Consider the following 15,493-nt stretch of genomic DNA (forward strand, 5'->3'; position numbering starts at 1 on the left):
AAAATAAATTAGACAAAAAAACATTTTTAGAATACTATAAAGTTAAAAAAACTAAATAGGAAAAATTAGATTTTAATCGAAAATTTTAACAAATAAATTAATTTTCTTCATTAACATCCCATCGGCGCAATTTATTCAATTGTTCTTGCTCTTCTAATTCTTCAGCCGGAATTACCTTTAAAAAAGACGGATGCTGCTCGATAGCATATTCTATCTTTTCAACAATCTCATCAATGGTGTCGTTATCATAATCAATTTCAAGCGGCTCTTTAATGATAAAAGACTGCAAAATCCCTTTCTTTTTCATTCTAATTCCCTTTCTGTCAAAAGAACGTCGGAAACCATCAATAACAATAGGAACCACAACTGGACGATGCTGCTTGATAATATGAGCGGTACCTTTCCGCACCGGTTTAAAAGAACGGGTTGTCCCCTGCGGAAAAGTGATGACCCAACCATCGTTGAGTGCTATTTTAATATTCTCGGTATCATTAGGATTTACAGCCCTTTTTTCGACAACATCCACTCCTTCTGAACGCCAGGTTCTTTCTACTGGAATAGCTCCGGCATACGACAATATTTTAGGCAATAATCCCGAACGCATTGTTTCTTTGGCTGCCACATAATAAATATTCATTTTGGGCTGCCACAGGTATCCAATGTTTTTAATCGAATCAATTCGTCCGCTTAAACTGGCATTAAACACATGAAACATTGCCACTACATCGGCAAAATAAGTTTGATGGTTGGAGATAAAAAGCACATTGGTATCGGGCAAATTTCGAATAATTTCCGAACCTTCAATTTGCAAATCATTAAATCCGCGATAACGCCTATGAGTACAGCTCCCAAAAACACGAATCAACCATTTTTTAAGAAATAAAATATGTCCAAAAGGATTTCTTTTAACTAGTCCCATAAACTGTTCTTTGATATTAAAAATTGAAATGTAAAATTACAAATTATTATTGGAGAACCTTGATTCTATTCATTTTCATCAAATAAAACCAAGTTTAAAACATCCTTCAATTCACTTAATATCATGGCTGTTGCGCCCCAAACAATATGTCCTTCAATCCTGAAGGCAGGAACTTCAATAAGCGAAGCATAAGACGTTGATAGATTTTCGATTGTTACAATACTATCATCCCTGAAAACTTTCAGAGGCAATTCGATTATAGCGGCTACTTCTTTAGGATCGGGAACAAATTGAATTTCCTCTTTACAAATTCCTAAAAACGGATACACCATAAAATTACTTGGCGGAATGTACAATGAACTAAAGGCTTTTACAATTTCGATTTTATCAGGGCTAATCCCTATTTCTTCTTCGGTTTCCCTCAAAGCGGTAGCTTGAAAATCAACATCCTCCTGTTCGAATTTTCCTCCCGGAAAAGCAATTTGATCTGAATGCACTCCCGGATAAGAATTCCGAACAATGAGAACCAAATGAGTTTGACTATTTTTAGGATAAAACAACATCATTACCGCTGCTTTTCTTGGATTTTTCTCTTTTAAATTTATTTTCGCCAAAAGCTGTTTGCGTTCTAACGGCATCATTTTTTCATGAGCAATAATTGCAGGCAGCTGAATCTGAATTAAATCAGGTATAAATTTTAAAAAATATTGAAAATCCATAATCTAAAGTCTATTTTTGCAAATAAAACATAAATATACTTTAGAAAACAAGTTTGCACAAATTTTCTAAAATCAAAGCCTCTTTAAAATGTATAGCAAAGAAGAAACACAAAAATTAAAACGGGAATTCTGGGTAACATTTGCCGAAAAATATCCCCGAAAATGGATGTTGTACGATACTAAAATTAAGGATTTCTCTTTTAAATTTTATGTTGATAATAAAAAAGCTCAGGTTCTTATTGACATTCAACCCCGCAATAACGAAAAAAGAATTGCTTACTTTGAAAAACTGGAAGCTTTAAAAAGCATTTTAGAAGAAGAATTTATCGCTGATTTGGTTTTCGAAAAAGACTATGTTTTAGAAAACGGAAAAACAATCAGCCGTATTTGGGTGGAAAAAACGGGTGTAGGTTTTAGTAATCGCAATTATTGGGATACTATTTTTGATTTCTACAATGAAAAAATGGATGCTCTGGAACGTTTTTATCTGGAATATGATGAGTTTATAAAGGATATTGAATTGTAAAATAATAAGCAATTATATTCTTACAATAAAGAAAAAAATTTATATTTGAAAAATAAATATAAATTTCATAATGAAACATTTTTTCTTAATTGTATTAATTGGGTTTATTTCTAAGTCCTATTCTCAAAACGGTTTTTCTGATATTTACAACAATGATTCTATTATAAAAAAAGGAGTCAATTTATATGATTTAGAAAAATTTGACGAAGCAATTGCCGAATACAATAAGATTAGTCCTAACGATCCTAAATATCTTTCAGCACAATATGAAAAAGCATTATGTCTAAATGCTTTAAATAAAAAAGATGAGCTGAAGTTATTTTTAGAAAATTTGTATTTGACCAAACAAATGCAAAAAAGTCCGGAACTATATACCCTATACGCTGTCTTTTTAAGTGACAATAAAGAATACGAATTATCAGAAAAAATCTTTACTGAAGGAAAACAATACCTTTCAAATTCTGCTTCTTTTTTATACAATTTTGCAATTCTATACATTAGGAAAGAAGAACATCAAAAATGTATCGATTTACTTAAGCAAGTCATAATCATCAATCCAAATTATGCTTCAGCACATTATTTATTAGGTCTAATTGCATTTGAAAATGGAAAAATAACAGAAGGAACTCTTGCCTTAATGAGTTATCTTATACTTGCTCCAGATGGGAAATTTGCAGAAAAAGCTATTATCCAACTAAACGCTAAATTTGGAGAAAATTACCTGACTAAAAACAATTTTATTTTTTCAAAAACCGGAGATAATTTCGAAGAAATAGAAACTATTTTAAGAAATCAATTACCCCTAAATAAAGCTTATAAAATAAAATCTGAAATTGATGATGTAATTATCAGACAGGTTCAAGCGGTAGCCGAATACACCCTTGAACATAAAATGGGGGATGGTTTTTTTGAAACCACCTACATTCCATGGATTAAAGAAATGGTTGAGAAAAATTATTTTGAAGGATTTTCCTACTACATGCTTTTATCCTATAAAGATAAACTCGAAAAAGAATTAAATAAGCAAAAGAAAAAAATAACATACTTTGAAGATAATTTTTACAGTAAAGATTTTTGGTATTTTTTCGCAAAACGCAATAAAGATTTGTTTGGCAAACAAGAAGAAGTCATTACGTTTTTAAAAGATAACGAGCCTTACCTTGTAGGAAAGGTAATTGATGGAAAATACGAAGGAAAGTACAAATACCTCAATAAAAACGGTATGCTAATTGGAGAATTAAACTTCGTAAATAATGAATTAGACGGACTCCAAAAATACTATGATGATGAAGGTAAAATAACCGAAGAAAAAACATTTAAAAACGGAAAATTAAATGGCACAAGAACTACCTATTATCAAAACGGAGGAGTAAGCGTAATAGAAAATTACCAAGATGGAATTTTAGAAGGAATAAGTACTTCATTTTATCCTAATGGAGGAAAAAAATGCGAAGTTAATTTTACAAATGGAGAAAGAAACGGGAAATACGAATGTCTCTTTGAAAACGGTAAACAAAAATCGGAAATCAGTTATTTAAACGGAAAACTAAATGGCAGTTTCAAAACCTATAATGAATTAGGTAATTTAACAGCAATCGAGAATTATGAGAATGACATACTTGATGGAGAATATTTTGAATATTATAACGACAAAACTATCAAATCTGAAGCAACCTACAATAAAGGTAAAGTAAAAAATTCCTATAAAACTTATTATGCAAATTCATTATTGGAAAGAGAATTTAATTATAACGATGGAAAATTAACAAGCCTAACCAACTATTATTCTAATGGAAAGAAATCCAGTGAAGCCTTTTACAATGATAAAGAACAGCTTGAAAATTATAATTACTATGATATAGAAGGAAATCTATACTTTATTGAAAAATATAAATCCGGGGAGATCAATTCAGGAATACAATATTCATTAAAAAACCCAAAACCAATTGAAATTAATTTGTTGAAAAACAAATTCGACATGAACGATTATAATGGAACTACAATAGTTTCCGGTAATTATAGTAATGGGGAAAAAAATGACCTTTGGCTCTATTATTATCCTTCAGGCGCAAAAAGATTAGAGGAAAATTATACCGCTAATTTGCTAAATGGTATTAGTAAAACTCTAAACAAAAACGGAAGTTTAAACACTGTAAAAAACTTTATTAATGATAAAATTAACGGTAAGTATGAAGTATATGAAAATGGGAAATTAGCCTCTACTTACAACTATACTGATGACATCAAAAGCGGACCTTATCAAACTTTTTATCCTGATGGTACGCTAAACAATGAAGGTTATTTTATAGATGAAAATTTAAATTACGATTACAAATCATATTGGCAAAACGGAAATATCTACAAACAATCTACATATATTGACGGAGCTGCAACCAACACAAAAACCTACAATGAAAAAGGAGAAATTGAAAATGAGTTTGACTATAAAAACAAAACAGGAATATTTAACATTAACTTGTTTCAAGGCACAATAACTCGTAGTCCCCAACTTGTAAATGGTATTAATAATGGTACTTATACCGAAAAAGATAAACTAGGCAATACAATTGTAGAAGCAAAATACATCAACGGTCTTTTACATGACAACTATAAATATTATGGTCCTTTAGGCACTCTAAAATTCGAAAGTAATTATTACTTAGGATATACTAATGGTACAAGCAAAAATTATGATTTATGTGGAAATCTCAGAGTTGAATACACCACTACACATGGTGTTCAAAATGGCAAGACCACTCATTACTATCATAATAAATCAAAATTATCCGAATACAACGAAATAAACGATTCTCAAGAAGGAGAGCATTTATATTACAATCAAAAAGGAGAATTGATTCTTACAATAGGTTACCAAAACAATAGTCCTGTTTATTACATTGCAAGAAGCAAAAACAATGAACCGCTATCTAAAACTATCATTAATAAAGAAAATGCAAACATTATATCTTATTATTCTAATGGAAAAATAGCTATGCAAATAAATCTGGTTAATGGCGAAACTGATGGGAAACTCGTAATTAAAAATGTCGAAGGAAAAACAGAATACGAATGTAACTACACTAACGGCCTATTAAATGGAGAGCGAATTGAATATTATTCTAATGGTACTATTTATAAAAAGGAGCATTTTATAAACAATAATTATGATGGACTTCAAGAATTTTTTAATGAAGATACAAAACCTAAAATTTCAGCAGAATACAAAAATGACCAATTAAATGGTAAAACTTTAATTTATACTAACGGAAAACTAAAAACAACTAAAAAATATAATTCTAATGAATTGGTCGAAATTTCAATATAAGCCTTTATATTCTTTATTCATATTATGTTTTTTTAACATCAGTGCTATTGCACAAAATACTCTTACTGAGTATAAAAAAACATATCCTGACTATAACGAACTAATAATAAATAACCAACAGTCATACAATATATCTATAGAAAATAAAAAACTAAAAATAATCCAAGACAACCATTTTGAATCAATGATACTTTCTCAAAATGGTATTCAAAACAACAAAGAATCATTTTATTATTCCAATTTAGTAAAACTGAATAGTTATGATGCCTATGCACTTTTTAATGATAATGGAAAAGAAAAAAAAATAAAAGTATCCCAATCCAATGAAAAATCTTCAAAAAACGGAAGCGTTTTCTTTGATGATGTAATGGTACGTGAACTCACTTTTAACAACCTGGAAACAGGTTCTAAAAAAGTGTACAACTATCAAACTGAATTTATTGATCCTTATCTATTACATAAGTTCATTTTTGGTGGTGATTTACCTATTCAAAACTCAACACTTGAAATAACTACCGAAAAAAACATTGAAATTGGATTTAAAATCTTTAATGATCCTAATAATAATATTGTTTTTTCAAAATCTGAAAAAAAAGGAAAATGGATTTACAAATGGACTTTATCAGATATTAAACCTTTAAAATACGAAAATAATGCCCCTGGTTATTTATATGTAGTTCCGCATATCAATTTTTACATAAAAAATTACACAGTTGATAATCAAACAAATAACATATTAGACAATATCGATAATCTTTATAATTATTACAAAGGTTTTATTAAAGACTTAAACAAAGAAGAAGACAGTCTATTAAAAAACTTAACTTTAGAAATTACCCAAAACAAAAAAAACGATGAAGAAAAAATAAAAGCAATATTTTATTGGGTAAAAGAAAACATAAAATATATTGCTTTTGAAAATGGTTATGAAGGTTTCATACCACGTGAAGCCAGCTTAGTTTTCCAACGCAAATTTGGCGATTGTAAAGATATGGGAAGCCTCATAAACTGTATGGCTAAGTATGCTGAAATAAAAGATGTAACTATAGCTTGGATTGGCACAAGAAGTTTGCCTTACACCTATAATGAATTACCTACTCCTGCTGTTGACAATCATATGATAGCGGTATTTAAAAAAAATGACAATTATATTTTTCTTGATGCTACTGATAACGAAACAAATTACGGTATCCCAACCGCTTTTATTCAAGGAAAAGAAGCCTTACTTTATGAAAATGAAAAATACAAAATTGTAAAAGTACCTGTTGTTCCGGCTGAAAACAATAAAATATCAGATGATGTAAATCTTACTCTTAAAGACAACAAACTTATTGGAACAGGAAAATTAAAACTTGAAGGATACAACAGAAGTCATACACTAATGAAAATTGGGGATACTTATAATAAAACCCGATTTGAATCTATTAAAAACCTGGTTTTAAAAGGCAATAATAAATTTAATTTAATAGAATACAATGAAGAAAACAGGAATTATAAAGACAAACCATATATTATAAATTACAATTTTGATTTAGACAATTACATAATACAATTAGACTCTGATTGCTACATCAATTTATTTTTAGACAAATTTTTTGAAAACCTCTTAATTGAAAAAAACAGAATTTCAAATTTTGATTTTGAATACCTAACCCAATACAGTAAAAACTATAATTTAGAAATTCCCAAAAACTATAATATAAAACAAATCCCAAAAAATTTTAGTTTAGATAACGATTGTATAAAAGCTGATTTCATTTATGAATTAAAAGACGGAAATTTAAAGCTAAATATCAATTTAATTCAAAAAAAATTAACTCTGGATAAATCTGATTTTGAGCTCTGGAACACAAGCATTAAAGCACTAAAAAACAATTACAATCAAGTCCTAATTTTATCAAAAAAAATATGAAAAAAATAAACTTAAAAACAATTCTAACATTGCTCTTATTCATTAATCTTACTATAAACTATGGACAAGACTTCTCCTTTAAAAATTATGACTGGTTAGAAAAACCAAACAAAATAGAGATCCCCGAATTATACAAAGACAATAAAGAAGTTATACTTGACTGTACTGAAAAAATTGAAATTGTTGTAACAGGTAATACCGCAAAACAATATCATCTTAAACATGAAAAAATATTTATCAATTCTGATGAAGCAATAGAACGAAACAATAAAATCTATATTTCATTTGGTAATAATGAAACCATTTTAATGAACAAAGTAAGGGTTCTTTTAAAAAATGGTACTATAATTACTTTAAAACCAGAAGATATTAAAGAAGAAATAGATAAAGAAAGAGGTCTTAAATACAACTATTTTGCAGTTAATGGCCTGGAGAAAGGGGCAATAATTGAAAAAATATATTTACTTGAAGAAAATCCTGACCTAAAAGGAAAAACCATAAAAATGCAAGCTCAACTTCCTATTTGTAGCCTAAGCTTTCAGTTAATTTATCCAAATAACTTAGTATTCAAAACTAAAAGTTATAATGACTTAAGCAACCCAACGCTTAGCAATAACGAAATAGAGGGAAAAACTGTACTTACGCTTAATGAAAAAGATGTTGCTGCATTAGATGATGACGAGAAGTATTCCAATTGGGATGTTCAAATCAAACTTTTTAGATACAAATTAGATGCTAACAATAATAACGGTGCAAAAAACCTGTATAATTACAAAGAATTTGCAACTAATGTACACAACCGTATCAATGTAGCGTTAGATAAAAAACAACAAAAATCGATTGATGAATTTTGTGCTACAATTACAAAATCCAATGATGAACAAGAACAAATTTGGAATATTGAAAACAAAATCAAAAAAACAATAACATTTGAACGTTTTATTAATTCTAATGAAAATCTAACAGATATAATTAAATCAAAACAAGCGAATGAAGTTGATCTTTTAAAATTATACAAAGCCGTTTTGAAAAATTTTAAAATTGAAAACAATGTTGTCTTTACAACAAGCCGTTATAAAATACCTTTTGACAAAGATTTTGAAAGTTATGAAAACCTAAATGATTTTTTACTTTACTTTCCAAATATAAAAAAATACCTAAGTCCGAGAGAAGCCGAATTTAGAGTTCCGCTTTTTCCAAAATATTTAGGCAACAACTATGGTCTTTTCATCAAGGAAAAAGAATTTGCAGGAACAACTATGGCAATTAGTGATATAGATTTTATTGAAATCCCGGGAACTGATATTTCACATGACTATATGGATATTACAGTTGATTTTACAAAAGATATTGCTAATCCAAATATTACTAGTAAAATTTCATTTGGAGGTTATTCAGGATTTAACATGCAACCTATCAAAGATTTTTACCCTGTAGAGCAATACCAAGCTATACTTAAAAATATTGCAGAAAATTACTCTGTTAAAACAGAATACAAAACATTAACAGCTAGCAATGATGGCGTTGAAAATATAGGTAAAAAACCATTTGTTTTAGATTTAACTTTTGAAGGGAAAGAACTTATTCAGATGGCTGGAGACAAATATTTGTTTTCGATAGGACAAATTATAGGAAGACAAATGGAGTTTTATCAAGAAAACAAAAGAGTACTACCTGTAGAAATTGATTATCCTCATTTTTACACTCGTAAAATTAAAATAATTTTACCACAAGGTGCTACAATCCAAAATCTGGAAAAATTCAATATGGATTTCAAGACAAAAATAAATAATAAGACAGAAGCTGCTTTTATTAGTAATTACAATAAAAAGGAAAATGAAATTGTTGTAGAAAACACAGAATACTACAATATAATAAACTACCCTTTATCATGTTTTGAAGATTATAAAGCCGTAATAAATGCTGCTGCTGATTTTAATAAAATTGTAGTAATTCTATCTAATTAATAAAAACTATTTAACCATATTACCCCAAAATACTAAAAGAGGCGGTTTGGATGTACTAATTTAGCTTACAGTGTGAGTTAAGACTAAAATCTTAATTTTAACACATGAAACAAGAAAGAAAAATTTATGATCCAGCTTTTAAAATTAAAGCTGTAGAATTGAGTAATGAAAGAAGTAATTTATCAGAGTTAGCCAGAGAACTTGGAATAAAAGTTTCATTGCTTTACAAATGGCGTAAAGATTACCAAGAGTATGGTGATGGCAGTTTTCCTGGAAAAGGAAATTTAAAATTGACACCTGAACAAGAACGTATTCACGAATTGGAGAAAAAATTGAAAGATGCAGAAATGGAACGTGATATATTAAAAAAAGCAATCAGCATTTTCTCCAAGAGCGGTCGATGAAATATAGGTTCATTAAGAATCATGAAAGCCTGTTTACGATTGAGAAAATGTGTTTGATTTTAAAAATCAGTCCAAGTGGTTATTATAAATGGAAAAACAGGAGTGTTTCAGAAAGATTACTAAAAAAGAATATGCTCAAAGAAAAAATAAAGGCTCTTTATTTTGAATTCAAGCAACGTTATGGTAGCCCAAGAATAACATCTGAGCTACATGCTTTAGGGTATCGAATATCACGATTTACTGTTGCAAAATACATGAGACAACTTGGTCTACGAAGTAAAGTAAGTAAGAAATTTAAAGTTACAACCAATTCAAAACACAACTATCTAATTGCTGATAATGTGCTCAACAGAAACTTTATGGTAACTAAACCTTCAGAAGTTTGGGTATCTGATATTACCTATATTCAAACAAAAGAAGGTTTTTTGTATTTAACAACAGTAATTGATTTATATGACCGAAAATTAATTGGTTGGAGCTTAAGCAATACCATGAGTACCGATGATACGTCCCTAGCTGCTTGGAGAATGGCTATAAAAAACAGAGCTGTTAAAAAAGGATTACTATTTCATTCCGATCAAGGGGTGCAATATGCAACTAAGAAATTTGCTAATACTATTAAGTCTTATGGAGTAATCAGGAGTATGAGTAGAAAAGGAAATTGCTGGGATAACGCAGTGGCAGAAAGTTTCTTTAAATCTCTAAAAACAGAACTTATCTACGGAAATAAGTTACTATCAAAAGAACAAATGAAACTTGAAATATTTGAATATATTGAAATATGGTACAACAGAAAAAGAAGACATCGTGCTTTGAATTATAAAACAATAGAGGAGTTCAATTATCAAAACGATATTTACAAAAATGTAGCTTAACTTAAACTGTAATTTTTATTTGCATATCCAGTTCAAAATTATTTTGAACCGCCTCTTTTTTACATCGTAAAAATATTATACACAATTACATGATCGCTGTAAGTAATATATAATTGTTTTCGGTTTTCCTGTTTTTTTCGGGTAATGATAGAAAGCGTGCAATCAACTCCGTCATTGTCTTTACATACAAATGAATAAACCAAATCGCTTTCTGATTCTGATTCCGGTTGATAACTCAAAATTTCATACAATTGAATATTTTGGGAATAGATTAAAAATCGGTTTTTATTAGTATCCAGAGTAACCAGAATATTCACCAAACTCAAATCAGACCATTTCCCCCATTTTCCTCTTTCGTTTTTCTCTAAAACGCTAAATCCTGAAGTTTTAAATCGATACACCTGACTGTAGGACTGCTGCATTCCAAGTAGTAAAAAAAATAAGCTTATGTAAAAGCATTTCAATTTTGTCATTTCAATTTATTTTAAAAGAAATCAGCAACTTCTTTTTTGGCTTGCTGATATTCTTGCATCATATCTAAAATTATGGCTTCGGCAGTTTTTATTTCGTGAATTAATCCTGCTATCTGCCCTATTTCTAATTCTCCTTCAATTAAATCTCCTTCAAAAATACCTCTTTTAGAACGCGCTCTTCCTAATAATTGAGACAAATCCTCCTTAGTAGGGCATTTGGCGTATAACTCCTGAATATCCTCAAAAAACTTATTCTTAATCAAACGCACCGGAGTCAACTCTTTCAAGGTTAAATGCGTTCCTCCTTCTTTGGTATTTAAAATTACTTGTTTAAAATTGTCATGTGCCGAAGATTCCACTGAAGCCGCAAATCGACTGCCTAACTGAACTCCATCGGCTCCTAAAACCATCGCTGCCAACATTCCGTTTCCATTAGCAATACCACCGGCTGCAATAATAGGAATTTTTATTTGTTCTTTCACCATTGGAATTAAAGTAAAAGTAGTGGTTTCGTCTCTTCCGTTATGACCTCCTGCTTCAAAACCTTCAGCAACAACAGCATCAACACCCGCTTCCTGCGCTTTTAAAGCAAATTTGGTACTGCTCACCACATGCACTACAGTAACACCATTTTCTTTTAAATAAGTAGTCCAGGTCATGGGATTTCCTGCCGAAGTAAAAACAATTTTAACCCCTTCGTCAACAATGATTTTCATAATTTCTTCGATATTGGGATACAACATCGGAATATTCACTCCAAAAGGTTTTGAAGTAGCTTTTTTACATTTTTGGATATGCGCTCTTAAAACTTCCGGGTACATCGAACCCGCACCTATCAAACCCAAACCGCCAGCATTACTAACAGCACTGGCTAATTTATAACCACTTACCCAAACCATTCCTGCCTGAATTATGGGGTATTTAATATTGAAAAGTGTGGTTATTCTATTCATCACAAAAAATTTTTATATTTTTTCAAAAAAAAAGTGATCAACTCCTAAACGAATTAATCACTTAAATATATTATTTTTTTTCGAAAACGAACTACGAAATCACTCCGGAACCAATTAATTCGTCCCGAATGTGCCAGGCTACAAATTGTCCTTGGGTAATGGCTGATTGTGGTTCTTCAAAAGAAACATACATTCCGTCTTCAAATTGATGTAAAGTAGCTTCCTGCAAAGGCTGTCTGTAACGAATTCTAGCCATAACTTTCATTGTTTCTCCATTGGCTAAAGCCAAATCTTTACGAATCCAATGCACCTCAGATTTTTCTATAAACAAAGCCTTTCTAAACAATCCCGGATGGTGACTTCCCATTCCGGTATAAATTATATTAGTCTCAACATCAGTTGCTATTACAAATAATCCTTCGGCTGTACCACCTACGTTTAATCCTTTTCGTTGTCCAATGGTAAAATAATGTGCACCTTGATGCTTTCCTACTTTCTTACCCATTTCAGGCGTATAACGAATTGATTTTGCTGCTAAAGACAAGGCTTCTTCAGTAATCAATTCGTCTGAAACACTAGTATTATAAACAGAATTATCTTTGTCAATTTGAACAATAATTCCGTCTTTAGGCTGTAATTTTTGCTGTAAAAATTCCGGAAGACGTACTTTTCCAATAAAACACAATCCTTGCGAATCTTTCTTTTCGGCTGTAACCAATTCCATTTCAGCAGCAATTTCACGCACTTGGGGCTTTGTCAATTCACCAATTGGGAAAAGTGATTTTGCTAATTGTTCCTGCGATAACTGACAAAGAAAATAAGACTGATCTTTATTATTATCTACACCCGAAAGCAATTGATATACTGGCTTTCCGTCCACTTCAATTTCGCTTTTTCGGCAATAATGACCTGTTGCCACATAATCGGCACCAAGACTTAAGGCGATTTTCATAAAAACATCAAACTTTATCTCGCGATTACACAATACATCAGGATTTGGAGTTCTCCCTTTCTCGTATTCGTTGAACATATAATCAACGATTTTTTCTTTGTATTGTTCACTTAAATCAACGGTTTGAAATGGAATTCCTAACTTTTCAGCCACTAACAAAGCATCGTTACTGTCTTCTAACCACGGACAATCATTAGAAATCGTCACCGAATCATCATGCCAGTTTTTCATAAAAAGACCTATAACCTCATAGCCTTGTTGTTGCAACAAATAAGCCGCAACACTGGAATCGACACCACCGGAAAGTCCTACTACAACACGTTTCATAATAAAGTTTGTTTTTGAGGCTGCAAAGGTACAAAGTTTTCAAACGATTCTGATAATTATAACATTCCGTTTGTAATCAAAATCCTTTTGTAAAAAACATTACTTTGTTTTCGCAATTGGTTTTGCTTTAGGATGACTCATATTTGTTTCTTCTGTTAATTTTCCGTTTTCAAAAAACTGCCAAATTCCCGTTTTCTTTCCGTTTGTAAATTTACCTTTCGAAACCACATTGCCATCTACATCTTTAAAAACAGCAATCCCATCGTATTGATCGTTTTTAAAAGTAGCCTCTTCTAATACAATTCCTTTTTCGGAATATTTTTTAGAAATTCCGTTTTTTAGACCTTGCTTGTAATTTGTTTCTTCGGCTATTTTTCCGCTTGGAAAAAACACCGAGCGCAAACCTTCTAGTTTTCCGTTTTTATAATTCTCAATACTCATAATCGTTTTAGAAGCTTTGTGGTAATATTTCCATTCGCCTTCAAACAATTTATTGACTACTTTTCCTTCACTGACTTTATTATTACTTTGATCATAAAAAACCGTGTAAGCTGCATTATCATTAGCATTAAATGTACGTGTTGCAATAACAGTCCCCGCCTTAGTATCATCATAAAACTTAAACTCACCAATTTCTTTGCCATGAGAAAAAGTTCCTTCATAGCGCAATCTTTTTGATTCCGGATAAAAACCTTTCCACAAACCATCTTTTTTTTGCTCACTATCCAATTGATTAATTCCTATTTGCGCTATTAGAGTCATCCATTGTAAAAAGAAAAAGAAAAACAAGCTCTTTTTTATCATTTTGGTCAAATTTAATTTTTAACAATAATTATTTATTCATTTCATCAACACTTAGCCAAAACTGTTTGTAGATAATCTCTAGAAGACAGTAATTTGACTATACCAATCTTTAGTCAAATTTACTAAATGAAGCTTAGAAACAAGAATTAATCAGCACGATATTTTGTTTAACCAAAACAACGAGTTTATTAAACAAAAAACCTTATTATCAATAGAAAAGCAATATCTCAAACGCTAAACAACTATTAATCAAATTATAAAGTAATTTTTGTTTAACTTTTATTAATTAACTTTAAACAAAATTAACAACAACTATAAAACTAAAAATTATGAAAATTGTATCAAAATTTAGAATTGCCCTAACTTGTATTGCATTTTTATCTTTAATGGTATCTTGCGATAACGACGACAATCCAAAACCGGTTGATAACACCATAACCGGACTAGCAGTTAAAAATTCAAACCTTAAAATTCTAGTACAAGCTTTAACCCGAGCTGAATTAGCAACTACACTAAAAGGAACAGGCCCTTTTACGGTGTTTGCACCTACAGACGCAGCATTTACAGCCTTTTTAGAAACAACTCCTTATGCAACAATTAACGACGTACCAAAAGACGTATTAACACAAATTCTATTAAATCATGTAGTTAGCGGAAAAGTAAAATCTACTGACTTAACAACTGGCTATGTTAAAACACTTGCCAAAAGTGCTACCTCAGGAACAAATACAATGAGCATGTATGTAGATCTTACATCAGGAGTAGAACTAAATGGAGTTGCTAAAGTAATAACTGCTGATGTAATGGCTTCTAATGGTGTAATTCACGTGGTTGATGCAGTAATCAATCTGCCTACAATTGTTACACACGCTACCGCTAATCCTAACTTTACATCATTAGTAGGAGCTTTAACCGGAGCAGGTCAACCTGACTTTGTTAGCATTTTATCAGGAACAGGACCTTTTACTGTATTTGCACCAACAAATGCCGCATTTACTGCATTGAATACAGAACTAGCTCCAGGTGGAGTTGCGGGAGTTTCAGCTGCCAATTTGACGAAAGTATTGCAATACCATGTTGTAAATGGAAATATTTTAGCTGCAAGCTTAACCGAAGGACAGATAGTCAATACACTACAAACTCCACAAACATTCACTGTTCAATTGACTGGAGGTGCTAAAATAAAGGATTTTAACAATAGAATTTCAAATATTACCGCAACAGATGTTCAATGTTCCAATGGTGTCATCCATGTAATTGACAAGGTGTTATTGCCTAATTTGAATTAATACCAAACATAAAAAAAGCTCTCAAATTGAGAGCTTTTTTATGTTTTA

General features: G+C 30.6%; 12 protein-coding genes. 6 read left to right on the forward strand and 6 right to left on the reverse strand.

Annotated elements, in window-relative coordinates; translation table 11 throughout:
• Positions 1-97: 97 nt before the first annotated feature.
• Positions 98-919 (reverse strand): lysophospholipid acyltransferase family protein, encoded by an 822-nt coding sequence (locus tag BIW12_RS02710; protein WP_071183697.1) that lies wholly within the window; start codon positions 917-919, stop codon positions 98-100.
• Between the two features lie 65 nt (positions 920-984).
• Complete coding sequence (locus BIW12_RS02715; RefSeq protein WP_071183698.1) at positions 985-1,638, reverse strand: NUDIX hydrolase; 654 nt, start codon at positions 1,636-1,638, stop codon at positions 985-987.
• Positions 1,639-1,726: 88 nt separating this feature from the next.
• Between BIW12_RS02715 and BIW12_RS02720 the strand changes: the two genes are divergently transcribed.
• The 5 genes from BIW12_RS02720 (at position 1,727) to BIW12_RS02745 (ending at position 10,647) form a co-directional block, all read left to right on the forward strand.
• On the forward strand, positions 1,727-2,164 hold the full coding sequence (locus BIW12_RS02720) for a DUF4268 domain-containing protein (RefSeq protein WP_071183699.1): 438 nt from the start codon (positions 1,727-1,729) through the stop codon (positions 2,162-2,164).
• Positions 2,165-2,234: 70 nt separating this feature from the next.
• On the forward strand, positions 2,235-5,489 hold the full coding sequence (locus tag BIW12_RS02725; RefSeq protein WP_071183700.1) for a toxin-antitoxin system YwqK family antitoxin: 3,255 nt from the start codon (positions 2,235-2,237) through the stop codon (positions 5,487-5,489).
• Positions 5,464-7,401, forward strand: a complete 1,938-nt coding sequence (locus tag BIW12_RS02730) for a DUF3857 domain-containing protein (protein WP_083382033.1) — start codon at positions 5,464-5,466, stop codon at positions 7,399-7,401. The genes BIW12_RS02725 and BIW12_RS02730 overlap by 26 nt, the downstream gene beginning before the upstream one ends.
• Positions 7,398-9,368 carry a DUF3857 domain-containing protein gene (locus BIW12_RS02735; RefSeq protein WP_071183702.1) on the forward strand — a complete coding sequence of 657 codons (1,971 nt, stop codon included), beginning with the start codon at positions 7,398-7,400 and terminating at the stop codon, positions 9,366-9,368. The genes BIW12_RS02730 and BIW12_RS02735 overlap by 4 nt, the downstream gene beginning before the upstream one ends.
• 104 nt (positions 9,369-9,472) lie before the next feature.
• A protein-coding gene (locus BIW12_RS02745; protein WP_394332093.1) for an IS3 family transposase occupies positions 9,473-10,647 on the forward strand; the annotation gives its coding sequence in 2 pieces (ribosomal slippage) (positions 9,473-9,731 and positions 9,731-10,647; 1,176 coding nt in all).
• 59 nt (positions 10,648-10,706) lie between these two features.
• On the opposite strand, the gene BIW12_RS02750 is transcribed toward BIW12_RS02745, so the two are convergent.
• The 4 genes from BIW12_RS02750 to BIW12_RS02765 all read right to left on the reverse strand — a co-directional run bounded on the left by BIW12_RS02750 (position 10,707) and on the right by BIW12_RS02765 (position 14,156).
• A complete protein-coding gene (locus BIW12_RS02750; RefSeq protein ID WP_071183705.1) occupies positions 10,707-11,120 on the reverse strand; it encodes a hypothetical protein in 414 nt (137 codons plus the stop codon).
• Between the two features lie 11 nt (positions 11,121-11,131).
• On the reverse strand, positions 11,132-12,073 hold the full coding sequence (locus BIW12_RS02755) for an NAD(P)H-dependent flavin oxidoreductase (RefSeq protein ID WP_071183706.1): 942 nt from the start codon (positions 12,071-12,073) through the stop codon (positions 11,132-11,134).
• Between the two features lie 91 nt (positions 12,074-12,164).
• Positions 12,165-13,352, reverse strand: coding sequence for a tRNA 2-thiouridine(34) synthase MnmA (gene mnmA / locus BIW12_RS02760; RefSeq protein WP_071183707.1), 1,188 nt, complete (start codon positions 13,350-13,352; stop codon positions 12,165-12,167).
• 99 nt (positions 13,353-13,451) lie between these two features.
• Positions 13,452-14,156, reverse strand: a complete 705-nt coding sequence (locus tag BIW12_RS02765; protein WP_071183708.1) for a toxin-antitoxin system YwqK family antitoxin — start codon at positions 14,154-14,156, stop codon at positions 13,452-13,454.
• Between the two features lie 329 nt (positions 14,157-14,485).
• On the opposite strand from BIW12_RS02765, the gene BIW12_RS02770 reads away from it, so the two are divergent.
• Positions 14,486-15,445 (forward strand): fasciclin domain-containing protein, encoded by a 960-nt coding sequence (locus tag BIW12_RS02770; protein WP_071183709.1) that lies wholly within the window; start codon positions 14,486-14,488, stop codon positions 15,443-15,445.
• The last annotated feature ends 48 nt before the right edge of the window (positions 15,446-15,493 follow it).

Origin of the sequence: Flavobacterium commune (genome assembly GCF_001857965.1) — a bacterium.
GTDB classification, from domain to species: domain Bacteria; phylum Bacteroidota; class Bacteroidia; order Flavobacteriales; family Flavobacteriaceae; genus Flavobacterium; species Flavobacterium commune.